Here is a 26,565-nt window from a genome sequence, read left to right as displayed (position 1 = left end):
CGGCTCCCCCGACCTCGCAGGATTCCCCCGCGCGCAGTGGCTCACGGCCGCGCGCCGGGCGCTGACCGACGCGCCCCACGAGGCGTTCGGGTACGGCGACCCGGGCGGCCTGGCCCAGTTGCGTACCGTCCTCGCCGACTACCTGGCGCGGGCGCGCGGGGTGTACGCGGCCCCCGAACGCATCGTCGTCTGCTCCGGCTTCGTCCACGGGCTCACGCTGCTGGCCACGGTCCTCAGGGCGCGCCGGGTGCGCGCGGTCGCCGTCGAGTCGTACGGCCTGCGCCAGCACCGGAAGGTACTGACGGACGCGGGCCTCCGCACCCCCGCGCTGCCGCTGGACGGGTACGGCACCCGGACCGGGGAGCTGGCGGGGGTACGGGGCGCCGGGGCGGTGCTGCTGACCCCGGCGCACCAGTTCCCGACCGGGGTCGCGCTCCACCCCGACCGGCGCGCCGCCGCCGTCGACTGGGCGCGCGCGACCGACGGGCTGATCCTGGAGGACGACTACGACGGAGAGTTCCGCTACGACCGCCAGCCCGTCGGCGCCCTCCAGGGCCTCGATCCGGAGCGGGTGGTCTACCTCGGCACGGCGAGCAAGTCCCTGGCGCCGGGGCTGCGGCTCGGCTGGATGGTGCTCCCCGAGGGGCTGGTGGCGGAGGTGACCGCGGCGAAGGGGGAGGTGGACTGGGCGTCGAGCGCGCTGGACCAGCTCACGCTCGCGGAGTTCATCGCCTCGGGCGCGTACGACCGTCATGTCCGCTCGATGCGGCTGCGCTACCGGCGCCGCCGCGACCAGCTCGTGGAGGCGCTCGCCGGGCGGCCCGACATCCGGGTGACGGGCATCGCCGCCGGGCTGCACGCCGTGGTCGAGCTTCCCGCCGGCACCGAACGGTCCGTGATCGAGGCGGCGGCCTGGCAGGGACTCGCCGTCAGCGGCCTGGCGCGTTTTCGCCACGGGACGGCGGAGCCGGGCCCGGACGCGCTGGTCGTCGGCTACGGAACCCCGCCGGTCAGCGCGTGGGCGGGCGCGCTGGACGCGCTGTGCCGCGCGCTGCCGTGATCGCCGGTGTCGTGAAACGTGTGGTGACAGTACGGACCACTGTGCCTAGGATCTTCGGTACGGCATCGCGTGTCGGTCACCGTCCGGGTGAGGCATGGAGGTAGCCCGTGAGTTGCCTGATGGAGGCAATCCACTGTGTCGGTCCAGCTGAATCACGCCATCGTCCACTCCCGTGACAACCGGGAATCCGCGACCTTCTTCGGTCGCGTCATGGGGCTCGAAGTAGGCACCGAGTGGGGCCCGTTCATCCCCGTCGAGCTGAGCAACGGCGTCACCCTCGACTTCGCGACCATCCCCGCGGAGTCGATCGTCACGCAGCACTACGCGTTCCTGGTCGGCGAAGAGGAGTTCGACGAGATCTTCGCCCGTATCCAGGGCGAGGGACTCACCTATTACGCCGATCCGCACCGCAAGCACCCCGGCGAGATCAACCACAACGACGGCGGGCGCGGGGTCTACTTCCTCGACCCGGCCGGCCACGCCCTGGAGTGCATCACGCGCCCGTACGGCGGGTTCGTGAACTAGGGCGTGCCGGACGCCGCGAGCCAGACCCCACTTCGCGGACACGCCCTGGGCCCCAGGACCGCCCTCCTGGAGCAGGGCTAGGCTGGGTGGCGGTTCGATCGACAGTTCGTACGGACGAGCCTGTGTACGGTTCCGGAGCCGGGGCCGTACGCGGGCTCGTGTCCGTATCCGAGGGGGAGGACGGCGCATGGCGGCGCGGCAACGGAGACTGAGGTCGAGCGGGGTGGTGCTCGGCGGGATGGGGATGCTGGCGCTCACGCTCACCGCGTGCGGTTCCGACCCGGACAAGCGGTGCGTCGACCGCGTGACCCACGAGAAGCTGCCCAAGTACGAGTGTGACGACGACCACGGCCGTGGCGCGTACTACTACGGCGGCTCGTTCAAGAACGGCAAGGCCAAAGGCGGCAGTTTCGACAAGTCGGCGGTCGACCGGGGCGGCTTCGGCCACTCCGGCTCCGGCGGCGGCTGACCGGCGCCCCGGCCGGCCAGGAGAGCCGCTGATGAGCCCGGAGAGCCGCTGATGAAACGTCACACCGTCACGCCCCGCCCCGGCTGGCAGCAGACCGTCGAGGAACAAGGCGTCATCTATCCGCTCACCCGTCACCCGGACGGGTCCCTGCGCCCGTACTGGGACGAAAGCGCCTACTACAGCTTCACACTGCCCGAGGTCGAGGCGCTCGAAGAGGTCGTCGAGGAACTGCACTCGATGTGCCTGGGCGCCGCCGCGCACATCGTGGAGCACAACCGGTTCGCCGACCTCGGCATCACCGATCCCCGACTCGCCGCGCTGATAGCCGAGTCATGGCGCCGCCGCGCCGAACTGCCCACCGTCTACGGCCGCTTCGACCTGCGCTACGACGGTACGGGCCCGGCCAAGATGCTGGAGTACAACGCCGACACCCCCACGTCACTGGTGGAGGCCGCCAGCGCCCAGTGGTTCTGGATGGAGGAGCTCTTCCCCGGCGCCGACCAGTGGAACTCCCTCCACGAACGTCTCGTCGACGCCTGGCGCAACCAGGCCGCCCTCCTGCCGCCGGGCCCCGTGCACTTCGTCCACTCCGACGGGGACGAACTGGGCGAGGACCTGATGACGGTCGCGTACCTGCGCGAGACCGCCGCCCAGGCCGGTCTCGCCACCGACGCGCTGTCCGTCGAACGGCTCGGCTGGGACGGGCTGTCCGGCCGCTTCGTGGACGAGCGGCTGCGGTTCGTCCGCAGCTGCTTCAAGCTCTACCCGTGGGAGTGGCTGACCACCGACCGGTTCGGCCCGCACGTCCTGGACACGCTGGACAACGGCGGCGGCACCGGCACCACCTGCTGGATCGAACCCGCCTGGAAGATGCTCCTCTCCAACAAGGCGCTGCTCGCGATCCTCTGGGAACTCCACCCCGGCCACCCGAATCTGCTGGCCGCCTATCTCGACGGCCCCCGCGAACTCGCCGACCGGGGCGGCTACGTCGCCAAACCCCTGCTCGGCCGCGAGGGCGCGGGCGTCACCCTCCACGAACCGGGCGGCCCGCCCGCCGCGCCCGAGGAACCCTCCTGCTACCAGGAGCTGGCCCCGCTGCCCGACTTCGACGGCAACCGTGTGGTGCTCGGCGCGTGGATCGTGGAGAACGAGGCGGCGGGGCTCGGCATACGGGAGTCGTCGGGCCCGGTCACGGACGAGTACGCCCGCTTCCTGCCGCACGTGATCCTCTAGGCCGCACGTGATCCTGTAGCGCGGGGGCCGCGGCACCCACCCGCTATTCCGCCAGTACGGCCCTGAGCTGGTCGAGCCCCCAGTCCAGGTCCTCCTTGCCGATCACCAGCGGCGGCGCCAGCCGGATCGTGGAGCCGTGCGTGTCCTTCACCAGGACACCCCGGTCCATCAGCCGCTCGGAGATCTCCCGGCCCGTGCCCAGCGCCGGCGCGATGTCCACCCCGGCCCACAACCCCCGCCCCCGCACGGTCTCCACGGCCCCGCCGCCCACCAACAGCCCCAGCTCCCGGTGGAGATGGTCGCCCAGCTCCGCCGCGCGCCGCTGGAACTCCCCGGTCTCCAGCATCGCCACGACCTCCAGCCCCACCGCGCAGGCCAGCGGATTGCCGCCGAACGTCGAACCGTGCTCGCCGGGCCGGAACACCCCCAGCACCTCCGCCGAGGACACCACCGCCGACACCGGCACCACCCCGCCGCCCAGCGCCTTGCCCAGCACGTACATGTCGGGCACCACCCCCTCGTGCTCGCACGCGAAGGTCTTCCCGGTCCTGCCGAGACCCGACTGGATCTCGTCCGCGACGAAGAGCACGTTCCGCTCGCGCGTCAGCTCCCGTACCCCCGCGAGATAGCCCGGCGGCGGCACCAGCACGCCCGCCTCGCCCTGGATGGGCTCCAGCAGGACCGCCACGGTGTTGTGCGTGATCGCCGCCTCCAGCGTGGTGAGATCGCCGTACGGGACGATCTCGAAGCCCGGCGTGTACGGGCCGAAGTCCGCCCGCGCCTCGGTGTCCGTGGAGAAGCTGACGATCGTGGTCGTCCGGCCGTGGAAGTTGTTCCCCGCGACGATGATCTTCGCGCGGCCGTCCGGCACGCCCTTGACCTGGTACCCCCACTTCCTGGCGGTCTTGACCGCCGTCTCCACCGCCTCCGCGCCCGTGTTCATGGGCAGCACCATCTCCATGCCGCACAGCTCCGCCAGCCGCGTAAAGAACTCCGCGAAGCGGTCGTGGTGGAACGCCCGCGACGTGAGCGTCACCCGCTCCAGCTGCTCCTTGGCCGCGTCGATCAGTCTTCTGTTGCCGTGACCGAAGTTGAGCGCCGAATACCCGGCGAGCATGTCGAGGAAGCGCCGCCCCTCGACATCGGTCATCCACGCGCCGTCCGCCGACGCGACGACGACGGGGAGCGGGTGGTAGTTGTGCGCACTGTGGGCCTCCGCCGAGGCGATGGCGTTCTCCGTTGCCGACACGGGCACTCCGTTCGTCCGGGACAGCGGGCCCCGGTCGTCCGTGACGGTCTTCCGTGACGGGGTCGTCCGGGACAAGCTGTCCGGCGCAAGCAGGGACAACCTCCAGTTTCTCCCGTCCCTCGCCACTTGGGCCGGGAAACCTCCGTCCCGGCGTGCCCCGGCGGGAAAACCTCTAGGGTGGGCCGTACCGTCCGGCGACTGGCGAACGCGGAAACGACCGCGGGGGAGCCGTGCGGTGCGACACGTACGAGGTGCCGTCCGCCTGGGCGCCCCGGGACAACGACCCCAGCATCGGATCGCCCCGGAGGACGCCATGACACCCACGCCCCGCCATCCCGCGCTGTCGGCCACCGACCCCGACCTGGCCGCCCTCGTCGGCGCCGAGGAGCGGTTGCAGGCCGAGACCCTGCGCCTGATCCCGAGCGAGAACTACGTCTCGTCCGCCGTCCTGGAGGCCTCGGGCACCGTCCTCCAGAACAAGTACAGCGAGGGCTACCCCGGCCGCCGCTACTACGAGGGCCAGCAGGTCATCGACCAGGTCGAGCGGCTCGCCGCGGACCGCGCCAAGGCCCTCTTCGGCGTCGAGCACGCCAACGTCCAGCCCTACTCCGGTTCGCCCGCCAACCTCGCCGTCTACCTGGCCTTCGCCGAGCCCGGCGACACCGTCATGGGCATGGCCCTCCCGATGGGCGGCCACCTGACCCACGGCTGGAGCGTCTCCGCCACCGGCCGGTGGTTCCGGGGCGTCCAGTACGGCGTCCGCCAGGACACCGGCCTGATCGACTTCGACGCCGTCCGCGAGATGGCCCTCAAGGAACGCCCCAAGCTGATCTTCTGCGGCGGTACGGCCCTGCCCCGCACCATCGACTTCGCCGCCTTCGGCGAGATCGCCCGGGAGTCCGGCGCGCTGCTCGTCGCCGACGTCTCCCACATCGCCGGCCTGATCGCCGGCGGCGCCCACCCCTCCCCGGTGCCGTACGCCGACGTCGTCTCCACGACCACCCACAAGACCCTGCGCGGCCCGCGCGGGGCGATGCTCCTGTCCCGGGAGGAGCACGCCAAGGCCATCGACAAGGCGGTCTTCCCCGGCCTCCAGGGCGGCCCCCACAACCAGACCACCGCCGCCATCGCGGTCGCGCTCCACGAGGCGGCCCGCCCCTCCTTCCGCGACTACGCGCACGCGGTCGTCGCCAACGCCCGCGCCCTCGCGGACGAACTGCTCGCGCGCGGCTTCGACCTCGTCTCGGGCGGTACGGACAACCACCTGGTCCTGATCGACCTCACCCCCAAGCAGGTCCCCGGCAAGATCGCCGCGAAGGCGCTCGACCGCGCGGGGATCGTGGTCAACTACAACACCGTCCCGTACGACACCAGGAAGCCCTTCGACCCCTCTGGCATCCGCATCGGCACCCCCTCCCTCACCTCCCGGGGCCTGTCCACCGATCACATGGCGACGATCGCCGACTGGATCGACCGAGCGGTCACGGCGGCGTCCAAGGACGACGAACCGGCCCTGACGGCGATCCGCGCGGAGGTCGCGGCCCTGATGTCCGCCTTCCCGGCCCCCGGCCTGCCGGCCTGAGCCGGGCCGCCGGTCCCTCCGGACGCCGGGGCGGCCCATGCCCCGGCGCCGGGGGACGCCCCCCCCCCGGAAGATCGATTCCGGGCTCGTCGGAGATCCGTTGCGGAGCTGTCGGCGGCACCTGAGAGAATGATGAGCATGGCTTCTGACCGTCCCCGCGCTCTCTCCGGTATCCAGCCCACCGCCGGTTCGTTCCACCTCGGGAATTACCTCGGCGCCGTCCGCCAGTACGTCGCCCTCCAGGAGACCCACGACGCGTTCTACATGGTCGTGGACCTGCACGCGATCACGGTTCCGCAGGACCCGGCCGAGCTGCGCGCCAACACCCGGCTCGCGACCGCCCAGCTCCTCGCGGCCGGTCTCGACCCGCAGAGGTGCACGCTCTTCGTCCAGAGCCATGTGCCCGAGCACGCCCAGCTCGCCTGGGTCATGAACTGCATCACCGGTTTCGGCGAGGCCTCCCGGATGACGCAGTTCAAGGACAAGTCCGCCAAGCAGGGCACGGACCGCGCGACCGTCGGGCTGTTCACGTACCCGATCCTCCAGGTCGCCGACATCCTGCTCTACCAGGCCGACGCCGTCCCCGTCGGCGAGGACCAGCGGCAGCACGTGGAGCTGACCCGCGACCTCGCCGAGCGGTTCAACACCCGCTTCGGCCCGACCTTCACGGTCCCGGCGCCGCACATCGTCAAGGAGGTCGCGAAGATCTACGACCTCCAGGACCCCACGATCAAGATGAGCAAGTCGGCGTCCACGCCCAAGGGCCTGATCAACCTGCTCGACGAGCCCAGGGCGACCGCCAAGAAGATCAAGAGCGCGGTCACCGACACCGGCAGCGAGATCGTCTTCGACACCGCCGCCAAGCCGGGCGTGAGCAATCTGCTCACCATCTACTCCACGCTGACCGGCGTCACGATCGCCGACCTGGAGCAGAAGTACGAGGGCAAGCTCTACGGCGCCCTCAAGACGGACCTGGCCGACGTCATGGTCGACTTCGTCACACCGTTCCGCGCGCGCACCCAGGAATACCTGGACGACCCGGAGACGCTGGACTCGATCCTGGCGGAAGGCGCCGAGAAGGCCCGTACGGTTGCTGCGGAGACCCTCGCCCAGACGTACGACAGAGTCGGTTTCCTGCCCGCCAAGCACTGACCCCGCCGTCATGACATCCCGACCTCGGGGGGTGCTGGTCAGCCGGGCGGTACGACCGTCACACTGACGGGCGGCACCGCCCTCGCGCGACCCGCGCGAACCCGCACCACCACCCGACACACACGGACTGAGGAGAACGACGTGGGGACCGTAACGCTCGGCGTTTCGATCGCGGTCCCGGAGCCGTACGGCAGCCTGCTCCAGGAGCGGCGTGCGGCCTTCGGCGACACGGCCGCGCCCGGCATCCCCACCCACGTCACCCTCCTTCCCCCGACCGAGGTCGACGCGGCGGGACTGCCCGCGATCGAGGCGCACCTCGCCGCCGTCGCGGCGGCCAGCCGCCCGTTCCCGATGCGGCTGTCCGGTACGGGGACGTTCCGCCCGCTCTCCCCGGTCGTCTTCGTCCAGGTCGTCGAGGGCGCCTCGGCCTGCACCTGGCTCCAGAAGCGGGTCCGGGACTCCTCGGGCCCGCTCGTACGGGAACTCCAGTTCCCGTACCACCCCCATGTCACCGTGGCCCACGGCATCGCCGAGGAGGCGATGGACCGCGCCTACGAGGAGCTGGCCGACTACGGGGCGCACTGGAGCTGCACCTCCTTCGCGCTGTACGAGCAGGGCGCGGACCTGGTCTGGCGCAAGCTGCACGAGTACGCGTTCGGCGGGGGCGGGGAGATCTCGGGGGTGCCCTCGCAGAGCACCCCCGTGGACCGGCACGCGCGCTCCCTGCGGCCCTGAGCAGGCGCTCTCACGGCCCCCCTTGGCGCGTGCCGGACGCCGCGAGCCAGACGCCCCTTCGCGGACACCCCCTAGACCGGCAGCCGCCGGAACAGCGGCCTCGGCAGGTGTCGCAGCGCCGACATCACCACCCGCATCGCCCCCGGCACCCACACCGCCTCCGAGCGCCGCCGCAGCCCCAGCTCGATCGCCAGCGCGACCGCGTCCGGCGTGGTCGCCAGCGGCGTCTCCTCCAGACCCGCCGTCATCTTCGACCGTACGAACCCGGGCCGCACGATCATGACCTGCACCCCCGTGCCGTGCATCGCGTCGCCCAGCCCCTGGGCGAACGAGTCCAGGCCGGCCTTGCTCGACCCGTAGATGAAGTTCGCGCGCCGCGCCCGCTCGCCCGCCACCGACGACAGCACGACCAGCGAGCCGTGCCCCTGCGTCTGGAGCGCGCCCGCGCACACCAGCCCGGCCGAGATGGCTCCGGTGTAGTTGGTCTGCGCGACGCGCACCGCCGCGAGCGGCGCGGCCTCGTCGCGCGCCTGGTCGCCGAGGACCCCGAACGCCAGCAGCACCATGTCGATGTCGCCCTCCGCGAAGACCTTCCCCAGGGTCTCCTCGTGCGAGGCCGGGTCCAGGGCGTCGAAGTCGACCGTACGGACGTCCGCGCCGAGCGTGCGCAGCCCGTCGGCGGCGGTCTCCAGGGCGAGGGAGGGGCGGCCGGCCAGCCAGACCGTACGGGTGCGCCGGGCGATCATCCGGCGGGCGGTGGCCAGGCCGATCTCGGACGTGCCTCCGAGGATGAGCAAGGACTGCGGGATACCGAAGGCGTCCTTCATCGGGGATCTCCTTAAGAGGTGCTCAAGAGGGGTGGAAGCGGTGAGAGGGGAAACGGGTGCGGGAGCGTCAGAGACCCAGCCGCCGCGCCAGGTCGGACGTGAACACGGACCGCGGGTCCAGCCCGGCCCGCAGCGCGCGGAAGTCCTCCAGGCGCGGATACATCGCGGTCACCAGATCGGGCCGCAGCCGCGCGTCCTTCGCGAGGTAGACCCGGCCGCCCGCCGTCGCGACCTCCTCGTCCAGCTCGTCCAGGAACGAGCCGAGGCCGCTCAGCCCGACGGGGATGTCCAGCGCCAGCGTCCAGCCGGCCATCGGGAACGACAGCCACCCGGGATCGCCCTGGCCGAAGCGCTTGAGCACGGCGAGGAAGGACGGGCAGCCGCGCCGCGCGATGCTGCGCACGATCCGCCGCAGCGTCTCTTCCTGCCCGTACCCGACGACGAACTGGTACTGGACGAAGCCGTCGCGTCCGTAGACGCGGTTCCAGTGCGGTACGCCGTCGAGCGGGTGGAAGAACGAGGAAAGGCGCCGGAGTTCCCCGGTCCGCCGCCGGGGGGCCCGGCGGTACCACAGCTCGTTGAACGCTCCGACCGTGGTCCGCCCCAGGAGCCCTGACGGTACGTGGGAGGGCGCGGCGGGCAGCTGAGCGGGCCGGAACGTGAGCGGGCGCCGCCGCGCGCGTGCCGGGAGCGCGTCCAGCGGCGCGTGCTCCCCCCGCGTCAGTACGGCGCGCCCCAGCGCCGCCCCCCGGCCCCGCGCGAGCAGGTCGATCCAGGCGATCGAGTACCGGTAGCGGTGGTCGGTGGCCGTGAGCCGCGCCAGCAGGTCGTCCAGGTCCGTGGCGCGTTCCGTGTCGACAGACATCAGCGAGGTCGCGACCGGGAGGAGCTGGACGGTCGCCGAGAGGATCACCCCGGTGAGCCCCATCCCGCCCGCCGTCGCGTCGAAGAGCGGGGTGCCGGGGAGGACCGTACGGATCTCGCCGTCCGCCGTCAGCAGGTCCAGGGACCGCACGTGGCGGGCGAACGAGCCCGAGACGTGGTGGTTCTTGCCGTGGATGTCGGCGCTGATCGCCCCGCCGACCGTCACATAACGCGTCCCGGGGGTGACCGGCACGAACCACCCCAGCGGCAGCAGCACCTTCATCAGCCGGTGCAGGCTGGTCCCCGCGTCGCAGACGACCACCCCCGCCTCCGCGTCGATCGTGCGGACGCGGTCCAGGGCCGTCATGTCGAGGACCGAACCGCCCGCGTTCTGCGCCGCGTCACCGTAGGCCCGGCCGAGCCCGCGGGCGATCGAACCGCGGCGCCCGCAGTCGCGTACGGCCGCGGCGGCCTCCTCGTAGGAGCGGGGACGTACCAGCAGGGCGGTGGTGGGGGCGGTACGGCCCCAGCCGGTCATGGAAACGGCGGTATCGGCGGTATCGGCAGACATATGGGTGACCGTATCGCCCCATACCTCATTCTTTGTCGCCTTTGGCGCAATGCCTGAGGGAACTCGTATGAATGGGTGGTCGGGGGACCGTCCCAGGACGGCGAACCGCGATCCCCCCGGATCCCTCTGCGCTTCCGGGGGACCCGGACGCTGGTTTTCCGAGATCCCGGGGTACATCTCCTCCATGGACTGGCTGAAAAATCTCCCCGTCATCGGCCCGTTCGTCGCCCGTTTCCTGCGTACGCACGCCTGGCGCTCGTACGAGACGCTCGAACGGGTGCACTGGACGCGGCTGGCGGCGGCGATCACGTTCATCAGCTTCGTGGCGCTCTTCCCGCTGCTCACCGTGGCCGCCGCGATCGGCGCCGCGCTGCTCAGCAACAGCCAGCTCCACCGCGTCGAGCGCAGCCTCACCGACCAGGTCCCCGGCATCTCCAAGCAGCTCGACATCAACAACCTGGTGGCCAACGCGGGCACGGTCGGGGTGGTCGCCGGTCTGCTGCTCCTGTTCACCGGCGTCAGCTGGATCACCGCCATGCGGGACTGCCTGCGGGCCGTCTGGGAGAAGGACCACCTGGACCAGGGCAACCCGTTCGTCGTCAGGGCCAAGGACGGCGTCGTCCTCATCGGCCTCAGCGCGGTCGGCCTCGTCTCGCTCGGCGCCTCGGGGTTCGGCTCCACCGCCATCGGCTGGACGGCCCGTCACCTGGGCATCTCCCAGGACGGTGCGGGCGGGATACTGCTCCAGGCCGCCGCCGTCCTGACGGCCGCCGTCGCCGACTTCCTGATCCTCCTGTACGTGCTGACGCTGCTGCCGCGCGTGAACCCGCCCCGCCGCCGGCTCTTCGTCGCCGCCGCGATCGGAGCCGTCGGCTTCGAGCTGCTCAAGCTGCTGCTCGGCGGCTATCTGACGGGGGTGGCGGGGAAGACGATGTACGGCGCGTTCGGCGTACCGATCGCGCTGCTGCTGTGGATCAACTTCACGGCGAAGCTGCTGCTGTTCTGCGCGGCGTGGACGGCGACGGGCAGCAAGCGGGACCTGCGGAGGGAGAGGGCGGAGGCCGCCTGGGCGGAGAGCGGGGAGGGCCGCGCCCTCAGGAACGGGGAGGGCGGGGGCTCGACGGCCAGCGGCGGTTGACCAGGTACCCGGCGCCCGCCAGCAGCACCACCACCCCGCCCACCACGGCCAGCGCGATCCCCATCCCGCCCGATCCGTCCTCCGAGGCGCTCACGGCCGCCGCGGGCGCGTGGGTGTCGGTGGCCCCCGGGGCCGGTGTGGGGCTGCCGCTCGGCTGCGAGGCGGTCGTACGGGCCGACTTCGGCGGCACCAGCTCCCCGACCGGCGTGACCTTGCCGCTGGCCGCGAACCCCCAGTCCAGCAGCCGCGCCGACTCCTGGTAGACGGCCTGGCTCTCGTCCGAGGACGGGTTCATCACGGTGACCAGCAGCACCTTGCCGTTGCGCTCGGCGACCCCGGTGAAGGTCGAGCCGGCGTGCGAGGTGTAACCGTTCTTCACCCCGGCGAGACCCTTGTACGAGGAGACTCCGTTGGCGCCCGTGAGCAGCCGGTTGGTGTTCTGGATCTCGAAGGTGTCCCGCTTGGGCTGGCCCTTGGCGTCCTTCTCCGGCTTCTTGCCCTTCTTGACCTTCGTGAGGTCGCCGGGGAACTTCGCCGACTGGGTGGCGCAGTACTCCCGGAAGTCCTTCTTCTGGAGCCCGGAGCGGGCGAACAGGGTGAGGTCGTACGCGCTGGAGACCTGGCCCTTCTCGTCGTACCCGTCGGGTGTCACGACGGTCGTGTCGAGCGCCTGGAGCTCCTCGGCGTGCTGCTGCATGTCCTGGACGGTCTTCTTCACGCCGTTGTTCATGGCGGACAGCACGTGCACGGCGTCGTTGCCCGAGCGCAGGAAGACGCCCAGCCACAGGTCGTGGACGCTGTACGTCAGGTTCTCCTTCACGCCCACCAGGCTGCTGCCGTCGCCCATCCCGGCGAGGTCGGCCGCCACCACCTTGTGCTCCTGGTCCTTGGGCAGCCGGGGCAGCAGGGTGTCCGCGAAGAGCATCTTGAGCGTGGAGGCGGGCGGCAGCCGCCAGTGCGCGTTGTGCGCGGCGAGGACGTCGCCCGTCTCGGCGTCGGCGACGATCCACGACCGGCCGCTGAGCTTCTTGGGCAGGACGGGGGCGCCGGGCCCGAGTGCCACCTGCGTACCGGCCTTGCCCAGCCTGGCCCCGCCGACCGTGGACATCACGGCCGGGGGCGTCGGCGACTTGCTGGCACTCGGCCCCTTGGAGGCGCTGTCCGCCGACGCGGGCACGACGGTCAGAAGGGGCAGCAAAGTGGCGGTGAAGACCGTCAACGCGGTCTTTTTCAGAGCGGGCACGACCGAAAACGTACAGGGCCTGTCTGTGTCCCGTGAATTCGACACCGAGGGGGTGAACCGCGCGGCCGTCCGGCCCTCCGCGCCCCGCGTCCGGCCCTCCGTGCCGCGCGCCGGGCCCTCCGTACCCCGCCGCTGTCCCCGGAACAGCGGCGACGATACTGAATCCATGAAGCTCAGCCGCCGCGTGTCCTGGTTCCTGCTCGCGTTCGGGGTGTGGAGCTGGTTCATCTGGATCACTTTCGTCAAAAATCTGTGGCAGGACGGCAGCGGCCTGGCGTTCGACGACGCCGGGGACCCGACCGCCTACTTCTGGGTGCATCTGGTGCTCGCCATCACGTCCTTTCTCCTGGGGACGGCCGTGGGGACCATCGGGTTCCGGGGCGTGCGCGCCGTACGACGGGAAACGGCCACGGCCGCGCCGGAGGCCCGTATCCCCAGCTGACCGGGGTGCCCGGCATCCGTCGACCCGTCAGTTGATCATTCTTCACTGACCGGCCCCGGCCCGCACGCCCGCGCGCACGCCCGGCAGACTGTCGCCCAGGGTCGCGTGGCCCGGCCGCCCCCGAGGGCGGACGCAGGAAGTGCGGACAACAGAAGGTGGGGGCCGTCCGTGGTCGTCGTGGTCGTTCTGGTGGTGCTGGTGGTGGTCGCCCTGGTGGTGGCGGCGCACTGGTATGTGTGGCGGCGGCTCGTGCGGGACACCGCGCGGGAGGGCGGCGTGGCCCGCCGGGCCGGGACCGTCGCCGTGTTCGTCCTGCCGGTACTGGCCGTGGGCGCCGTGACGGTGGGCCGGGTCGGGGCGCCGTTCTGGCTGGAGCAGGTCATGGCCTGGCCGGGCTTCCTGTGGCTCGCGTTGCTGATCTACCTGCTGCTGGCCCTGCTGGTGGGCGAGGCGGTACGGCCGCTCCTGCGGCGGTACGTGGACGGCCGCGCACGGGCTGGGGACGGCGAGGGGGCCGTACAGGTGGGCGCCCGCGCCGAGGGTGACGTACAGCCGCCCACGCGGGCCGAGGTCGCGGAGCCGGTCGCCGCGTCCGGTGGTTCCGGTGGTTCCGGCGATTCTTCACCGGCAGGGGCCGTCCTCACCGGCCAGGCCCCGCCCGCCGCCGCCGTCCCCTCCCGCCGCCTGTTCGTCTCGCGCGTCGTCGCCGGCGCCGCCGCGACCGCCGCCGTGGCGACCGTCGGATACGGCACGTACGGTGTCCTGCGCGGCCCGCGCCTCAAGCGGATCACCATCCCGCTCGCCAAGCTGCCGCGCGCCGCGCACGGGTACCGCATCGCGGTCGTCAGCGACATCCACCTCGGCCCGATCCTGGGCCGCGCCCACACCCAGCGCATCGTCGACACCATCAACTCCACCCGCCCCGACCTCATCGCCGTCGTCGGCGACCTCGTGGACGGCACCGTCGAGGATCTCGCCCCGGCCGCCGTGCCGCTCGCGGGGCTGGAGGCGCGGCACGGGGCGTTCTTCGTGACCGGGAACCACGAGTACTCCTCCGGCGCGCGGGAGTGGGTGGACCACGTCAGGGAGCTGGGGCTGCGGCCCCTGGTGAACGAGCGCGTCGAGATCGCGGGCTTCGACCTCGCCGGGGTCAACGATCCGGCGGGCGAGCGGGACGACGACGGGCCCGACTTCGGGAAGGCCCTCGGCGACCGCGACCGGGCCAGGGCGTCCGTGCTCCTCGCCCATCAGCCGATCGTGATCCACGACGCCGTACGGCACGGGGTCGACCTCCAGCTCTCCGGGCACACGCACGGCGGCCAGCTCTGGCCGGGCAACTACCTGGCGGAGCTGGCCAATCCGACCGTGGCGGGTCTGGAGCGGTACGGCGATACGCAGCTGTACGTGACGCGGGGCGCGGGCGCCTGGGGGCCGCCGGTCCGGGTCGGGGCGCAGTCGGACATCACGGTCGTGGAACTGGCTTCCCGCCAGGCCTAGGGCGTGTCCGGCGGGCGGCCCCGGCGCTCAGCCCCGCTTCCGCGCGGACGCCGCCTCCGCCATCCCCGGCAGGAAGTCCGTGAACAGCTCGTGCACCTCACGGACCAGGGGCCGCAGCACCCGGAAGCGGGAGAGCGAGACGCCCCGGGTGGTGAGCCGGGCGCCGCGCTCGGCGAGCCGGCGGCTGCGCTCGCTGCCCTCCGAGCGGTCGAACACCCAGTACAGGACCAGTCCCATCTGGGAGAGCCACATCAACTCGGGGAGTATCCCGACCAGTTCGTCGGCGACCTTCGCCTTGGACCCGGCGAGTACCTCGCGGTGGACGGAGATCGCGGCCTCGCGGGCGGACTCCGACTCGGGGGAGAAGGGGCTGAGCGGACTCTCGGGGTCGGCGGCGTTCTTGAAGAACTGCGCCGCGAACTCGTGGTACGGAGCGGCGATGTCGAGCCACGCCAGCAGCACCCCGGTGAGCCGTACCTCAAGATCGGTCTCGGTGTCGAGCACCGGCCGGACCGCCGCGCGGTGTTCGGCGGCGATCCGGTCGTAGAAGCCCTGGACGAGGTGTTCCTTGGACGAGAAGTAGTAGTACGCGTTGCCCACGGAGACCCCGGCCTCCTGCGCGATGGCCCGCATCGTCGTCCTGTCGTACCCACGCTCCTGGAACAGGCGCAGCGCGGTTTCGAGGATGAGCGTGCGGGTCTGCTCGCTCTTGGGCGCCTTGGCGTCCTTCTCGTCCTTCTTCTCGTCCTTCACAGTGACCGAGCCTAGTGCGACGCGGGGGGCGCTTCGCACCCCGAGGCGGCGTCGCAGGGAGCGGCGGTCAGTCGCCGGTACTTCGCCGCCGCCAGGACCGTGACGCGGGCGAAGGGAGCGCCGGACGGGGTGGCGAGCCAGTGCGCCTTGGCGCGGTGTTCGGCCAGCGCCCAGAGGCAGACGATCCAGGCGGCGGTGGACCGGTAGACCTGGCCGCCGTCCCCGATCACGGTGATCTCGTCCAGGGTGCCCGCGTGGTCGAGCCGGGGGAACCGCCGCCGGGCCTCGGGGGAGGCGGCGGGGACCAGGTCCAGCGGGACGAGTGCGCGCTGGCGCAGCAGCCAGTGGCGCAGGTGGACACAGAGCGGGCAGTTCGCGTCGTACAGCACGGTCAACCCCCGTACGGCCGTGTGTGCGTGGGAGGTGCCCATGGCCGGTCAGGCTCCGGCCGGCGGGGGTGTCGGCGCGGTCCACGGGCCGGGCCCGGGGGTCCAGCCCTGCGGCGGGACCGGCGGGATCTGGTCACGTTCCATGATGCCGCGCCGCCGGATCCGGTTGAGCACGTAGACGTTGGCGAGGTGCATCCCGCCGAGCACCAGCAGGACGACGCCGACCTTCACGGACAGCGCCTCGAACAGCTCGCGGGTGTTTCCGACGTGGTCGCCTCCCTTGAGGTAGAGGGCGACGAAGCCGAGGTTGACCAGGTAGAAGCCCACCACCAGAAGGTGGTTGACGGCTTCGGCGAGCTTCTCGTTGCCGTGCAGCACATCGGCGAGGAACACCTTTCCGGCCCGGCTCAGTGTCCAGGCGACCCAGACGGTCAGCGCTCCGCTGATCGCCAGGTAGACCACATACGCGACCACAGTGAGGTCCATGCCCCACCCTCCTCTTGAACGTGTTCAAAAGCTCTTGTCGTGGACTGTAGCCTCAATTTTGAACATGTTCAAGATGTGCGGGGCGCACTGATCCGGCCGTTCGCGGCGAGTGTTGACATCGGTGTCACGGGGACGCGGCAACAGGAGCAGACTGGAGTGATGGCATCCGTATCCCGCGACCGGGAGGGGCACGTGGAGGACGAGGAACAGCACTCCGGGCACTTGGGCCGGCGCCTCTCCCTGCGCACGGCGCAGGTCGACCTCACCCTCCACCACTACGGCGTGGCCGGCGCGAGCGCCCGGGTGGTCCTCGTCCTGGACGCGTCGGCCTCCATGGCCGGGCTCTACCGCCGGGGCGCGGTCGCAGACCTGGTGGAACGCGTGGCCGCCGTCGCCGCGCGCCTGGACGCGGAGGGCGGGATGCGGGCCTGGACCTTCGCGTCGAACCCGGCGCGGCTCCCGGACGTCGACCTGGCCGCCCTGCCCGAGTGGCTCCGACTCCACGTACGCGTAGGCCAGTTCCGCCTCTTCGGCCGCCCCAGGAGACCGCGTCGCGGGCTGCTGCCCGGCCAGACGGACATGCGGGCGGTGGGCATCCAGAACGAGGAGCACAAGGCGATCGCGGCGATACGCGCGTACGTACGGGACAACCCGGCCCCGGCCCCCACCCTCGTCCTCTTCTTCTCCGACGGCGGCATCCACCGCGACCGCGAGATCGAGGCGGAACTGCGCGCGTCCGTGGAGGAGCCGGTCTTCTGGCAGTTCGTCGGCCTGGGCCACTCCGACTACGGAGTCCTGACCCGCCTGAACACGCTCCCCGGCCGCCCGCTGGACAACGCGGCCTTCTTCCCCCTGGACGACATCACCCGCACCTCGGACGCGGAACTGTACGACCGCCTGCTCTGCGCGTTCCCCACCTGGCTGACGGCGGCCAACCGCGCGGGCATCCTCGACTGAGCCTGTCGTTGACTGAGCCTGTCGTTCGGCGTCCCGAGGCGTTCGTCCGGGCCGAGGCGTTCGTCCGGACCGAGTCCGGACTCATCGGCGTGCGGCCCTGCACGTGCCCCGGCCCGCGGTACGTCGCGGGCCGGGGCGCTGGGCGCTGGTGTGCGGTGGGTCAGCGTTCGAGGAGAGCGACGCGGATGGCTCGTTCGACGTGTGCGGCGGTGTTGGCGTGTCCCGCGCCGTTGGGGTGGACCAGGGTGACGCGCTTCTGGATGAGACCGCAGTTCAGTACGGTGCCGGCGAGCTTGGCGGGCCAGTAGTCGGCGGCGTCGCCGCAGGTCCCCTCGACCCACTTGGTGCCTGCGGGCTGGCAGGCGTCGTGGCCCACGCTGGAGGAGTAGATGTCGACGTAGCGGTCGCCGAAGAAGGAGGAGACCTGCCGGATGGTGTTGTTCAGCGGTTTGAGGACGTCTTCTCGGAGCCAGTCGATGTCGGCGTGCTTGATCGCGCCCAGTTCGGTGAGGGAGAGGCGGTTGCAGGCAGTGGCCTGGTCCGGCAGGACGGCCGGGTAGCCGACGGTGATCACCTTGGCGTTGGGTGCGGCCTCGTGCACCTTGGCCAGCATGGCGATGTACTCGTCCTGGACCCTGGCGAGCTTGTCGTTGATGCTCTCCTCGCCCTCGGGCGGGTTGGTGTAGTGCTCGCGACAGGATTCGCCGGGCTTTGCGCCCAGTTCGAGGCACTTGAGGAGCATGCCGCCGAAGGGCAGGCTGTTGCCGCCGACGCCGATGGTGACGACGTCGGTCCGGTCGTTCAGGTTGGCCCGCTGGATCTGTGGGTCGACGGCGCTCCAGCCTCCGGTGGGGGGCTGGACCGGACTGATCGGCGTCTGCTCGGTGGCGGCGATGTTGTCGATGGTGGCGTTGCCGCAGCTGACGTTGGTCAGGTGGACGTACTTGCCCGGCGGGAACTCGTCGAGTTCCCGCTCGACGAGCCCGGGATAAGCGTCGCTGGTGCGGTCGCAGCCGTCCCGCGACGCGTCACCGAGCGCGGGCTGCGGGTTCCCGACGAAACCCCCGGCGGTGTACGAGTCCCCGAGAGCGGCCCACTCGTACTGATCAGCCGCGCCGGCGGAGCCCGCGGGTACGAGGGCGGACGCGGCCAGAGCGAGCCCGACCGCCAGTGCTCGCGTCCTGAGTCGGGAGACAGGGTGTCGCATGAATCCTCCAGAATCGGCAGAAGACACCCCGGAGCCGCAATGTGCCCACATCGGAAGGCGTCTCGCCCAAGATCATCCATGCGACCGGTCCACCGCTCGACCGAATCGGACCCATCAGACCCGATCGAGCTAAATGTCAGATCTTCACGTCACCACTGCCAACAGCTTGGGGCACGCACGCCTCGTCCAGCGACGGTCGACCAGCGCAGTCATAAAGTCATCCCGAACCAGCAAGTACACAGACCAGGACCAGATTCCCTCTAAACCGATGCAGCTGCTCGGTATACTTCCAGCATCCGCGAGGACTTCATGCTCGAATCAAATCTGCCAGCCATTCTGCCGGCCTTTCGAGACAGCTCGGGGAGCTGATCCCGATCATTGATGAGTTCCTCGATCTGCTGAACGAATGTGTTCTCGGTCCCATATCTGCAGTCCGACCCAAAAAGGTCTCCGTACGACGAGACGTCACGCAGGAGAATCGGGAGTTCGACCGCTGCCGCCTCCAGGACAGCCATGGGGCAGTTCTCCTGCGTTGACGGCAAAAAGAACAAATCTGCTGCCGCAAGCCGCCGAAGTACCGCCAAGCGGTCGACCTGCCCGACGAATTCAACATTTACCGGCGCACGCGCAACTAGTGAGCGCATTTCAGTTCGACGGTCCGCGAGAGGACCGAAGATCGTTCCTCCGACCCAGTGGAATCGGGCTTGCGGCAAGGCTCGCGCACATTCTATGAACGTAGCGATTCCTTTTCTCGGCTGTACTTGGCCGACTCCCATGACAAGGAATTCATCCGGCCTGATACCGAGCCGCTCACGGGACTCCGTCCGGAGACCACTCAGATTGCGCACGGCAGCGACGTCCACCGAGTTGGGAACGATGTGAACGGGCTTGACCACTCCCATGTTCTTGAGCTCGGTCTTCACGCTGCGGCTCACAGCCACGACCACATCGGCAGAATTGTAGGACGCACGCAGGTGCCGCATGAACGAGGAGTGCCAGTACCGATCGCCACGAAGGCTTCCTCGCAACGACCCGGCCGTCAGATGAGCAGTAACAACCCGAACCCGGCCGGACCTCAGAAGGCTCATGGCATATGGCCCCACGGTGTGCGCGTGCTGAATATCGGCACGCCGCAAGCTATTGGTCAGGACTTCGAGTCCAGGCGTGTGGCGAAGCATGGCGACATCTTCGATGTACGCAGAGTGGACTCCGTGGCCACCCACAGTGAACGCGGATTCCGACAGAACGTTTACCTTCATTTCCCGGACTGTACCTCATTGTGGAGACGGGACAGTGGAATTGTAAAGGGCTTGGGCACGTTCGTACGCCTGACCGCTTGCATTCTTGTTCTCAAGGCCGGCGCGCACCAGCATAAACGTCACGAAACAGAGGAGGGCAAGGTTGAGAGTGCTCCAATTCAACACCCAACCGCCCCAGTACTTCTCACCGGAGTACCGGTGCAAGGTTTCAATATAACTAAGGGCCGCCAGTGCGAGAAAACCCGATGCGTTGATCCGCTGCATCAGCCTGACACTCAGCCGGTTTCGTTCCACTTGCGAGTTTATTTGCGACTCGAGAAGCACCTGCTTCCCCATCGTCCGATTTATCTGGAACTCCAAGAACTTCTTGTACCCGGCCCGCTTTTCCACCTCGGTGTAGACCTGGATCAGGTATCCGAAGGCCATGGCGAGTCCGTAAGGAGCGAAAACCAGGGCTAACCAGTTTTTTCCATCGTCGTGTTTGATTCCCCCGATGGTCAGAGCCCCGACGGCGATGATCCCAGAGAAGTTGACGAATCTATCGGCTGTCAACAGAAATTCACGCATGGCTTTCGTGAGATCAACCACCTCGGCGAGCATGATCTGTAGAAGCTGGTCGTCGCGCGATTCATTGACCGCGACGTCGACTGCAAAACGATCACTTGTCGATTGCCCGAGTACGATTCTACGCGTCATGAGAATCCCGTCAATCTAGTGAATGGATCGGTCACCCGAGAATGATGGTCCTGAGAGTGGTCCAGTTTTCGACTGCTTTTTTCGGTCTCGACCAACCACCTCAAGGTAGACGGCAGCCACGCGAGCCGCATACTGACGTGAAGTGTATTTTTCGACAGCCCGTCGCGCATTCACTCCGAGGCGACGCCTGATCTCCGGTGCGCGGATAATTCGTACCAATTCGGTGCCGAGTGACGACTCCGAGGTTGCGATGTATCCGGTAACCGCGTGCCGAACTGCGAGTTCTGGGTCCAGAACAACGGCAGGAACCCCAGCCAGGGCCGCCTCGTCAATGACCATGCCCTGAGTTTCGGACAGTGCGGGATGCGCCAAAACCGTACAGGATTTCAGTACATGCCCGACAATCTCCCGCGGAAGGGGTCCGGAGAAGGTCACCGCGTGCGAAATTTGCAATGCCTGCGTAAGGCGTTCGTAGTGGTTTCTACGCCGCCCCCCTCCGATCACATTCAGTCTGGCACCCGGATACTCAGGCAAGACGTGCCGCGCCATCACTCGCAGGAGCAACTCAAGGTTTTTTTCCTTCGAGAGTCGCCCCACAAAGCAAATAACCGCATCTCCGCCATGCAAAACCTTGCGCAACGAATGCAGACGCCTCCTGGACTCGGCGTCAAGTTCTTGAGCGGGAATTGGCGCGGTAGGGATGATGCTCACCGAATCACCCGGCAGCAGATCCGCGATACTTGACGCCGCTTTGGCCGAGGGGGTGATGACGTGATCGAAGAGCGTGAGAGTGCCGCACAACATCTGCCGATAGTATTCGGCAAGCCTGGCTCTGGTGGTCAAAGTGATTGTTGTTCGCAGAAGTAGTCGTGCGACGGCCGTCGGCAAACGACGTGGAACGCTCGCCAGATACATGAGAGGGATGCAGAAATTCAAGACAGGATAAGCCTTACGATAGGCTTCCAGATCGGTATGCCATGTGAGCACGCACTTGATTCCAAGGCGTCGGCAATGACTGGCCGCAAGTAGGCCCAGGGACCCCAGACTATGCACGTGGACGATATCAGGGGTGCAATACTCGACGATCCTCTTCACCGCACCGGCCGACGGCCAACTGAACCTGTAATCTCCATATCCGGTAGCAAATGAGGGAACGAAGTAAGTCATGTATTCGGCCGGCGGAAGGGGCGCATTTGCGCGCGGTGCGATCACGGTCACCTCATGCCCCAACTCGCACAGTCCAGTAGCCAGGGATATTACGGACGCGGCAATCCCATCCCCATTCGGTGCGTAGTTGTCCGAGACAATCAGCACTCGCATGCGATCGCGTCCTCCTTCCGGACCCAATGGTGGCGCCGACCGGCGACACTATCGGCAGTCACTCGAACCGGCCGTACGCGAACGACCCGAATCGCGCCCTGGCTGCGACGTGCGCGGCGCGCTGAGCCGGCCCTGGGTGCAGGCGAGTGACCCCGAACAACCCCACCCACGATCCCGGTCACGCGCTGGATCGTGCGCGGCACGGGAGCGGCCGGCGACGGTTCGTCACATCGAGCTGATCGAGCGTGCGTACGCGATCTGGCCCATGACCGCCTGGAACGCGTGGGGGTTGTTCGCCGGGATCATGGTCGAGTGGTGGATTCCGCCGCTCGTCACCGTCACCTGGATGAAGCCCGTCGTCGTGCGCTCCTTCATCAGGAGGAAGAGCAGGCCGATCAGGCAGAAGAGGAAGAAGACGATCGCCAGGACGATGGCGTGGGCCGGGATCTTCTCCTCGGTGCGGGACAGGTCCGTGGCGTTCCACACCGCGCCGCGCAGCGGCAGCGTTCCCGACGGGGTCACGATCGAGTCGCCGATGACCGTGATGTCGCCGATCGTCACCAGCGGGGTGCCGCCGTGCGTCGCGGCGGGGGACGGGGTCATGCCCGTGCCCGGGTGCGGGTAGCCGTACGGGGGAGTGCCCTGGGGGTAGCCGTAGCCCGGGGCGGGCGGGGGCGGGATCTGGCCGTCGGCGAGGGTCGGCTGGGGGAAGTCGTACTCCGGTGTGCCGGGCGGCTGGCCCGGGCCCCACTTGTACTCCCCGTCCGCGTACGGATTCGGCTCGGTCATCTCGCTCCCCGTTTCCCCCGGCCCAGTTCGACGTCGGCCGTGTCGGTCGGTCTCTGATCCTGCTCTGATCCTGGCACAGAAGAGGCCCGTTTCCGTACGGACTTCGTACGGAAACGGGCCTCTTGAAGCCGTATCGCAACGACCCTCGCAACGCCCCTCGGGACGACGTCAGAAGCGGCGCGTGATCAGCGCCCGCTTGACCTCCTGGATCGCCTTCGTGACCTCGATCCCGCGCGGGCACGCGTCCGTGCAGTTGAACGTCGTACGGCAACGCCACACGCCGTCCTTGTCGTTGAGGATCTCCAGCCGCTGCTCCCCGGCCTCGTCGCGCGAGTCGAAGATGAAGCGGTGGGCGTTCACGATGGCCGCCGGGCCGAAGTACTGGCCGTCGTTCCAGAACACCGGGCAGGACGACGTGCACGCCGCGCACAGGATGCACTTGGTGGTGTCGTCGAAGCGCTCGCGGTCCTCGGCGGTCTGGTGGCGCTCACGCGTCGGCTCGTTGCCGGTCGTGACCAGGAACGGCATCACGTCGCGGTACGCCTGGAAGAACGGGTCCATGTCCACGATCAGGTCCTTGAGGACCGTCAGGCCCTTTATGGCCTCGACCGTGATCGGCTTGGACACACCCTCCTTGTTGGGCGAGATGATGTCCTTGATCAGCGTCTTGCACGCCAGCCGGTTCTTGCCGTTGATCCGCATCGCGTCCGAGCCGCAGATGCCGTGCGCGCACGAGCGGCGGAAGGTGAGCGACCCGTCCAGTTCCCACTTGATCTTGTGGAGACCGTCGAGGACCCGCTCCTTGGGGTCGATGTCGATCTGGAAGTCCTGCCAGGTCGCCTCGGCCGAGATCTCCGGGTTGAAGCGGCGGATGCGGAAGGTGACCGTGATGAGGTGCGAGGCGGCGGAGGCCGCCTCGACCCGGTCCATGGTGGCTGTGGACATCAGTACTTACGCTCCATCGGCTGGTAGCGGGTCTGGACGACCGGCTTGTAGTCGAGACGGATCGACTCGTTGCCGTCGTCGCCGACCTCGCGGTACGCCATGGTGTGGCGCATGAAGTTCACGTCGTCGCGGTTCGGGTAGTCCTCGCGGTAGTGACCCCCGCGGGACTCCTTGCGGGCGAGCGCGGAGACCGCCATCACCTCGGCCAGGTCGAGCAGGTTGCCCAGCTCGATGGCCTCCAGCAGGTCCGTGTTGAAGCGCTTGCCCTTGTCCTGGATGGACACGTTCAGGTAGCGCTCGCGCAGCTCGCCGATCTTCTCGACCGCCGTCTTGATCGTCTGCTCCGTACGGAACACCATGACGTTCGCGTCCATGGTCTCCTGGAGCTCCAGGCGCAGCGCGGCGACCCGCTCCTTGCCGGTGGAGTTACGGAGGTGCTCGACCCGGTTCGCGACGAACTCCGCCGGGTTGTCGGGCAGTTCGACGAAGTCGTGCTTGGCGGCGTACTCCGCGGCGGCGATGCCCGACCGCTTGCCGAACACGTTGATGTCCAGCAGCGAGTTGGTGCCGAGGCGGTTCGCGCCGTGCACCGACACACACGCGACCTCGCCGGCCGCGTACAGGCCAGGAACGACCGTCGTGTTGTCGGCGAGGACCTCGCCCTGGACGTTGGTGGGGATGCCGCCCATGGCGTAGTGCGCGGTCGGCTGGATCGGGATCGGGTCCGTGTACGGCTCGATGCCCAGGTACGTACGGGCGAACTCGGTGATGTCGGGCAGCTTGGCGTCCAGCTGCTCCGGCGGCAGGTGCGTGAGGTCGAGGTAGACGTGGTCGCCCTCGGGCCCGCAGCCGCGGCCCTCGCGGATCTCCGTGTAGATGGAGCGCGAGACGACGTCGCGCGAGGCGAGGTCCTTCATGACGGGCGCGTACTTCTCCATGAAGCGCTCGCCGTCCTTGTTGCGCAGGATGCCGCCCTCACCGCGGGCGCCCTCCGTGAGCAGGATGCCCATGCGCCAGATGCCCGTCGGGTGGAACTGGAAGAACTCCATGTCCTCCAGGGGCAGTCCGCGCCGGTAGCAGGCGGCCTGTCCGTCACCGGTCAGGGTGTGCGCGTTCGAGGTCACCTTGAAGAACTTGCCGGTGCCGCCGGACGCGTAGACGACCGACTTGGCCTGGAAGATGTGGATCTCACCGGTGGCCAGCTCGAAGGCGACCACCCCGGCGGACACCTTCACGCCGTCGACCTCGGCCATCAGCTGGTCGAGGACGTAGAACTCGTTGAAGAACTCCACACCCTCCTTGACGCAGTTCTGGTAGAGGGTCTGGAGGATCATGTGGCCCGTACGGTCCGCGGCGTAGCAGGACCGGCGCACCGGCGCCTCGCCGTGGTTGCGGGAGTGCCCGCCGAACCGGCGCTGGTCGATGGTGCCGTCGGGCGTCCGGTTGAACGGCAGGCCCATCTTCTCCAGGTCGAGGACGGCGTCGATGGCCTCCTTCGCCAGGATCTCGGCGGCGTCCTGGTCGACCAGGTAGTCGCCGCCCTTGATCGTGTCGAAGGTGTGCCACTCCCAGTTGTCCTCCTCCACGTTGGCGAGCGCGGCGGCCATGCCGCCCTGCGCCGCGCCCGTGTGGGAGCGGGTGGGGTAGAGCTTCGTCAGCACGGCGGTACGGCTGCGCTTGGTCGACTCGATGGCCGCGCGCATACCGGCGCCACCGGCGCCGACGATGACGGTGTCGTACTTATGGATCTTCATGAGAGTCTCGTCAGCCCCGGTTTAACGGATGTTCGGGTCGAAGGTGAAGATCACCAGCGAGCCGAGGAAGATGGTGAACACCGTCGCGGTGTACAGGAGGCCCTTGAGCCACAGGCGCGTGGTCGTGCGCTCCGCGTAGTCGTTGATGACGGTGCGCAGGCCGTTCCCGCCGTGCAGCATCGCCAGCCACAGCATCAGCAGGTCCCAGATCTGCCAGAACGGGGACGCCCAGCGGCCGGCGACGAACGCGAAGCCGATCTTGGTCACCCCGCCGTCCAGGACGAGCTGGATGATCAGGTGGCCGATGACCAGGACGACCAGCACGACGCCGGACAGCCGCATGAAGAGCCACGCGGCCATCTCGAAGTTGCCGCGGGTCGCCTTCGGGGTCTTGCCGGTGCGCTTGCGCGGGGGCTCGATGAGCGGCGCCGGGTTGTCGGCGTCGTACAGGCTCGCGCCCTCGACGGGACTGATCGAGGTCGTGGTGTCAGCTGACATGGGTGGCACTCCCGAAGACTTCGCGTACGGCATGGCCGAGCACGGGATAGAGGGCGCCCACCATCAGGACCACCCAGATGCCGACGGCGGTCCAGAGCATCTGCTTCTGGTAACGGGGGCCCTTGGACCAGAAGTCCACGGCGATGACGCGCAGGCCGTTGAGCGCGTGGAAGAGAATGGCGGCCACGAGGCCGTACTCGAGCAGCGCGACGACCGGGTTCTTATAGGTGGCCACGACGTCGTCGTACGCCTCCGGGGAGACGCGGACGAGCGAGGTGTCCAGCACGTGTACGAACAGGAAGAAGAAGATGAGGACGCCGGTGACTCGATGAGCCACCCAGGACCACATTCCTTCCCGGCCGCGGTACAGCGTTCCAGCCGGCACGGAAAAACCCTCCGGGAGCAAGGATCGGGGCCGGCCGCCATCTTCTACTCAATCAAGCACAGTGGTGTCGGTCGTACCCGGCCGGGTACGGTCCACCGGCCCCGGCCATCGTAGCGACGTATTTTCCGTGTCCTCGCCCGGGGTCCACAGGTGTGATCAAACACCCATTCAAACCGCCACGGACGGGCTATCAGGGCAGGCGGATTTATTGGATACTGTATGCACATTCTCGCTGGATTCCCGGGGTCGGGCGATCAGCGCGGCAATTCGGGACCGTACGAGCCGGCGCAATTCGTCCGCCGACACGGCCCGTTCGTGGTCGGGGTCGTGGGACAGCCGCGTACGGATCCCGCTCAGCACCTGGTCGAGGCGCTCCTCGGGGGCGTATCCGTCGAGGCTGATCACGAACGCGTGTCCGAAGCTGCTCTCGTACGCGGCGTGCGCGGCGCGCAGGGCGGTGCGGGCGGCCGGGGGCGCGCTGTGGAGCGGGCCGGGGGACGACTCGGCGGCGAGCGCCTCCGTCAGGTCGGCGTGCGAGAG

Annotated in this window: 27 protein-coding genes, 1 pseudogene and 1 riboswitch; of the genes and pseudogenes, 11 read left to right on the top strand and 17 right to left on the bottom strand. The window is 69.0% G+C overall.

Annotation, left to right across the window (positions count from 1 at the left end; translation table 11 throughout):
* From GT042_RS20425 to GT042_RS20410, 4 genes are all read left to right on the top strand, one after another.
* Positions 1 to 1,060, top strand: a 1,060-nt coding sequence (locus GT042_RS20425; RefSeq protein WP_161310168.1) for a PLP-dependent aminotransferase family protein, incomplete at its 5' end; no start/stop codon positions are given.
* A 135-nt stretch (positions 1,061 to 1,195) separates the two neighbouring features.
* On the top strand, positions 1,196 to 1,585 hold the full coding sequence (locus GT042_RS20420; RefSeq protein ID WP_161310167.1) for a VOC family protein: 390 nt from the start codon (positions 1,196 to 1,198) through the stop codon (positions 1,583 to 1,585).
* Positions 1,586 to 1,772: 187 nt separating this feature from the next.
* Positions 1,773 to 2,054, top strand: a complete 282-nt coding sequence (locus GT042_RS20415; RefSeq protein ID WP_161310166.1) for a hypothetical protein — start codon at positions 1,773 to 1,775, stop codon at positions 2,052 to 2,054.
* 51 nt (positions 2,055 to 2,105) lie between these two features.
* On the top strand, positions 2,106 to 3,287 hold the full coding sequence (locus tag GT042_RS20410) for a glutathionylspermidine synthase family protein (protein ID WP_161310165.1): 1,182 nt from the start codon (positions 2,106 to 2,108) through the stop codon (positions 3,285 to 3,287).
* A 43-nt stretch (positions 3,288 to 3,330) separates the two neighbouring features.
* On the opposite strand, the gene rocD is transcribed toward GT042_RS20410, so the two are convergent.
* Positions 3,331 to 4,536, bottom strand: a complete 1,206-nt coding sequence (gene rocD / locus GT042_RS20405) for an ornithine--oxo-acid transaminase (protein WP_161310164.1) — start codon at positions 4,534 to 4,536, stop codon at positions 3,331 to 3,333.
* A gap of 184 nt (positions 4,537 to 4,720) precedes the next feature.
* Positions 4,721 to 4,811, top strand: a riboswitch (ZMP/ZTP riboswitch).
* A gap of 38 nt (positions 4,812 to 4,849) precedes the next feature.
* Between rocD and glyA the strand changes: the two genes are divergently transcribed.
* The 3 genes from glyA (at position 4,850) to GT042_RS20390 (ending at position 8,005) form a co-directional block, all read left to right on the top strand.
* Positions 4,850 to 6,118, top strand: a complete 1,269-nt coding sequence (gene glyA / locus GT042_RS20400; protein WP_161310163.1) for a serine hydroxymethyltransferase — start codon at positions 4,850 to 4,852, stop codon at positions 6,116 to 6,118.
* A 138-nt stretch (positions 6,119 to 6,256) separates the two neighbouring features.
* On the top strand, positions 6,257 to 7,270 hold the full coding sequence (gene trpS / locus GT042_RS20395) for a tryptophan--tRNA ligase (protein WP_161310162.1): 1,014 nt from the start codon (positions 6,257 to 6,259) through the stop codon (positions 7,268 to 7,270).
* A gap of 141 nt (positions 7,271 to 7,411) precedes the next feature.
* Entirely contained in the window at positions 7,412 to 8,005 is a 594-nt protein-coding gene (locus tag GT042_RS20390) for a 2'-5' RNA ligase family protein (protein WP_161310161.1), read from the top strand.
* A 71-nt stretch (positions 8,006 to 8,076) separates the two neighbouring features.
* On the opposite strand, the gene GT042_RS20385 is transcribed toward GT042_RS20390, so the two are convergent.
* Together GT042_RS20385 and GT042_RS20380 are read right to left on the bottom strand one after the other, a co-directional pair.
* Entirely contained in the window at positions 8,077 to 8,832 is a 756-nt protein-coding gene (locus GT042_RS20385; protein WP_161310160.1) for a decaprenylphospho-beta-D-erythro-pentofuranosid-2-ulose 2-reductase, read from the bottom strand.
* A 67-nt stretch (positions 8,833 to 8,899) separates the two neighbouring features.
* The gene (locus GT042_RS20380; RefSeq protein WP_161310159.1) at positions 8,900 to 10,267 is read right to left on the bottom strand and encodes an FAD-binding oxidoreductase; all 1,368 of its coding nucleotides are present in this window, start codon (positions 10,265 to 10,267) and stop codon (positions 8,900 to 8,902) included.
* Between the two features lie 184 nt (positions 10,268 to 10,451).
* Between GT042_RS20380 and GT042_RS20375 the strand changes: the two genes are divergently transcribed.
* A complete protein-coding gene (locus GT042_RS20375; protein ID WP_161310158.1) occupies positions 10,452 to 11,405 on the top strand; it encodes a YihY/virulence factor BrkB family protein in 954 nt (317 codons plus the stop codon).
* On the opposite strand, the gene GT042_RS20370 is transcribed toward GT042_RS20375, so the two are convergent.
* Complete coding sequence (locus GT042_RS20370) at positions 11,362 to 12,648, bottom strand: D-alanyl-D-alanine carboxypeptidase (protein WP_345943846.1); 1,287 nt, start codon at positions 12,646 to 12,648, stop codon at positions 11,362 to 11,364. The genes GT042_RS20375 and GT042_RS20370 overlap by 44 nt on opposite strands.
* Before the next feature lie 166 nt (positions 12,649 to 12,814).
* Between GT042_RS20370 and GT042_RS20365 the strand changes: the two genes are divergently transcribed.
* Positions 12,815 to 13,090, top strand: coding sequence for a hypothetical protein (locus tag GT042_RS20365; protein ID WP_161310156.1), 276 nt, complete (start codon positions 12,815 to 12,817; stop codon positions 13,088 to 13,090).
* Positions 13,091 to 13,258: 168 nt separating this feature from the next.
* Entirely contained in the window at positions 13,259 to 14,587 is a 1,329-nt protein-coding gene (locus GT042_RS20360; RefSeq protein ID WP_161310155.1) for a metallophosphoesterase, read from the top strand.
* Between the two features lie 27 nt (positions 14,588 to 14,614).
* Here the strand turns inward: GT042_RS20360 and GT042_RS20355 are convergent, their stop codons facing one another.
* Genes GT042_RS20355 through GT042_RS20345 form a run of 3 tightly spaced genes read right to left on the bottom strand, consistent with a single transcriptional unit; the run spans position 14,615 to position 16,215 of the window.
* Positions 14,615 to 15,340, bottom strand: a complete 726-nt coding sequence (locus tag GT042_RS20355) for a TetR family transcriptional regulator (protein ID WP_161310154.1) — start codon at positions 15,338 to 15,340, stop codon at positions 14,615 to 14,617.
* An 11-nt stretch (positions 15,341 to 15,351) separates the two neighbouring features.
* A complete protein-coding gene (locus GT042_RS20350; protein WP_161310153.1) occupies positions 15,352 to 15,771 on the bottom strand; it encodes a DCC1-like thiol-disulfide oxidoreductase family protein in 420 nt (139 codons plus the stop codon).
* Positions 15,772 to 15,777: 6 nt separating this feature from the next.
* Positions 15,778 to 16,215: a hypothetical protein gene (locus tag GT042_RS20345; protein WP_161310152.1), complete on the bottom strand. Its 438-nt coding sequence runs from the start codon at positions 16,213 to 16,215 to the stop codon at positions 15,778 to 15,780.
* Positions 16,216 to 16,437: 222 nt separating this feature from the next.
* Between GT042_RS20345 and GT042_RS20340 the strand changes: the two are divergent.
* A pseudogene (locus tag GT042_RS20340) lies at positions 16,438 to 17,172 on the top strand (VWA domain-containing protein); the annotation flags it as partial.
* Between the two features lie 160 nt (positions 17,173 to 17,332).
* Here GT042_RS20340 and GT042_RS20335 read toward each other — a convergent pair.
* The 10 genes from GT042_RS20335 to GT042_RS20290 form a co-directional block, all read right to left on the bottom strand.
* Positions 17,333 to 18,379, bottom strand: coding sequence for an SGNH/GDSL hydrolase family protein (locus tag GT042_RS20335; protein WP_161310150.1), 1,047 nt, complete (start codon positions 18,377 to 18,379; stop codon positions 17,333 to 17,335).
* Positions 18,380 to 18,639: 260 nt separating this feature from the next.
* A complete protein-coding gene (locus tag GT042_RS20330) occupies positions 18,640 to 19,638 on the bottom strand; it encodes a glycosyltransferase family 4 protein (RefSeq protein WP_161310149.1) in 999 nt (332 codons plus the stop codon).
* 15 nt (positions 19,639 to 19,653) lie between these two features.
* Positions 19,654 to 20,334 (bottom strand): hypothetical protein, encoded by a 681-nt coding sequence (locus GT042_RS20325; protein ID WP_161310148.1) that lies wholly within the window; start codon positions 20,332 to 20,334, stop codon positions 19,654 to 19,656.
* Between the two features lie 15 nt (positions 20,335 to 20,349).
* Complete coding sequence (locus GT042_RS20320) at positions 20,350 to 21,654, bottom strand: glycosyltransferase (RefSeq protein ID WP_161310147.1); 1,305 nt, start codon at positions 21,652 to 21,654, stop codon at positions 20,350 to 20,352.
* Between the two features lie 225 nt (positions 21,655 to 21,879).
* Entirely contained in the window at positions 21,880 to 22,443 is a 564-nt protein-coding gene (locus GT042_RS20315) for a hypothetical protein (RefSeq protein WP_161310146.1), read from the bottom strand.
* Between the two features lie 168 nt (positions 22,444 to 22,611).
* The gene (locus tag GT042_RS20310) at positions 22,612 to 23,388 is read right to left on the bottom strand and encodes a succinate dehydrogenase iron-sulfur subunit (RefSeq protein ID WP_161310145.1); all 777 of its coding nucleotides are present in this window, start codon (positions 23,386 to 23,388) and stop codon (positions 22,612 to 22,614) included.
* The gene (gene sdhA, locus GT042_RS20305) at positions 23,388 to 25,142 is read right to left on the bottom strand and encodes a succinate dehydrogenase flavoprotein subunit (protein ID WP_161310144.1); all 1,755 of its coding nucleotides are present in this window, start codon (positions 25,140 to 25,142) and stop codon (positions 23,388 to 23,390) included. The genes GT042_RS20310 and sdhA overlap by 1 nt, the downstream gene beginning before the upstream one ends.
* Before the next feature lie 21 nt (positions 25,143 to 25,163).
* Positions 25,164 to 25,640 carry a succinate dehydrogenase hydrophobic membrane anchor subunit gene (locus tag GT042_RS20300; protein WP_161310143.1) on the bottom strand — a complete coding sequence of 159 codons (477 nt, stop codon included), beginning with the start codon at positions 25,638 to 25,640 and terminating at the stop codon, positions 25,164 to 25,166.
* Positions 25,630 to 26,025: a succinate dehydrogenase, cytochrome b556 subunit gene (gene sdhC / locus GT042_RS20295; protein WP_161310142.1), complete on the bottom strand. Its 396-nt coding sequence runs from the start codon at positions 26,023 to 26,025 to the stop codon at positions 25,630 to 25,632. The genes GT042_RS20300 and sdhC overlap by 11 nt, the downstream gene beginning before the upstream one ends.
* Before the next feature lie 168 nt (positions 26,026 to 26,193).
* On the bottom strand, positions 26,194 to 26,565 hold a 372-nt coding region (locus GT042_RS20290), incomplete at its 5' end, for a 2-oxo-4-hydroxy-4-carboxy-5-ureidoimidazoline decarboxylase (RefSeq protein WP_161310141.1).

Origin of the sequence: Streptomyces sp. SID3212 (assembly GCF_009865405.1) — a bacterium.
In the GTDB taxonomy this organism is placed as follows: Bacteria; Actinomycetota; Actinomycetes; order Streptomycetales; family Streptomycetaceae; genus Streptomyces.
This window is presented reverse-complemented; position numbering and strand designations above follow the sequence as displayed.

What these genes read in the sequence shown, in the direction of transcription:
- GT042_RS20415 (WP_161310166.1), top strand. Translation starts at nt 1,773, where the DNA reads ATGGCGGCGCGGCAACGGAGACTGAGGTCGAGCGGGGTGGTGCTCGGC.
- GT042_RS20410 (WP_161310165.1), top strand. Translation starts at nt 2,106, where the DNA reads ATGAAACGTCACACCGTCACGCCCCGCCCCGGCTGGCAGCAGACCGTC.
- glyA (WP_161310163.1), top strand. Translation starts at nt 4,850, where the DNA reads ATGACACCCACGCCCCGCCATCCCGCGCTGTCGGCCACCGACCCCGAC.
- trpS (WP_161310162.1), top strand. Translation starts at nt 6,257, where the DNA reads ATGGCTTCTGACCGTCCCCGCGCTCTCTCCGGTATCCAGCCCACCGCC.
- GT042_RS20385 (WP_161310160.1), bottom strand. Translation starts at nt 8,832, where the DNA reads ATGAAGGACGCCTTCGGTATCCCGCAGTCCTTGCTCATCCTCGGAGGC.
- GT042_RS20380 (WP_161310159.1), bottom strand. Translation starts at nt 10,267, where the DNA reads ATGTCTGCCGATACCGCCGATACCGCCGTTTCCATGACCGGCTGGGGC.
- GT042_RS20375 (WP_161310158.1), top strand. Translation starts at nt 10,452, where the DNA reads ATGGACTGGCTGAAAAATCTCCCCGTCATCGGCCCGTTCGTCGCCCGT.
- GT042_RS20365 (WP_161310156.1), top strand. Translation starts at nt 12,815, where the DNA reads ATGAAGCTCAGCCGCCGCGTGTCCTGGTTCCTGCTCGCGTTCGGGGTG.
- GT042_RS20350 (WP_161310153.1), bottom strand. Translation starts at nt 15,771, where the DNA reads ATGGGCACCTCCCACGCACACACGGCCGTACGGGGGTTGACCGTGCTG.
- GT042_RS20345 (WP_161310152.1), bottom strand. Translation starts at nt 16,215, where the DNA reads ATGGACCTCACTGTGGTCGCGTATGTGGTCTACCTGGCGATCAGCGGA.
- GT042_RS20335 (WP_161310150.1), bottom strand. Translation starts at nt 18,379, where the DNA reads ATGCGACACCCTGTCTCCCGACTCAGGACGCGAGCACTGGCGGTCGGG.
- GT042_RS20330 (WP_161310149.1), bottom strand. Translation starts at nt 19,638, where the DNA reads ATGAAGGTAAACGTTCTGTCGGAATCCGCGTTCACTGTGGGTGGCCAC.
- GT042_RS20325 (WP_161310148.1), bottom strand. Translation starts at nt 20,334, where the DNA reads ATGACGCGTAGAATCGTACTCGGGCAATCGACAAGTGATCGTTTTGCA.
- GT042_RS20320 (WP_161310147.1), bottom strand. Translation starts at nt 21,654, where the DNA reads ATGCGAGTGCTGATTGTCTCGGACAACTACGCACCGAATGGGGATGGG.
- GT042_RS20315 (WP_161310146.1), bottom strand. Translation starts at nt 22,443, where the DNA reads ATGACCGAGCCGAATCCGTACGCGGACGGGGAGTACAAGTGGGGCCCG.
- GT042_RS20310 (WP_161310145.1), bottom strand. Translation starts at nt 23,388, where the DNA reads ATGTCCACAGCCACCATGGACCGGGTCGAGGCGGCCTCCGCCGCCTCG.
- sdhA (WP_161310144.1), bottom strand. Translation starts at nt 25,142, where the DNA reads ATGAAGATCCATAAGTACGACACCGTCATCGTCGGCGCCGGTGGCGCC.
- GT042_RS20300 (WP_161310143.1), bottom strand. Translation starts at nt 25,640, where the DNA reads ATGTCAGCTGACACCACGACCTCGATCAGTCCCGTCGAGGGCGCGAGC.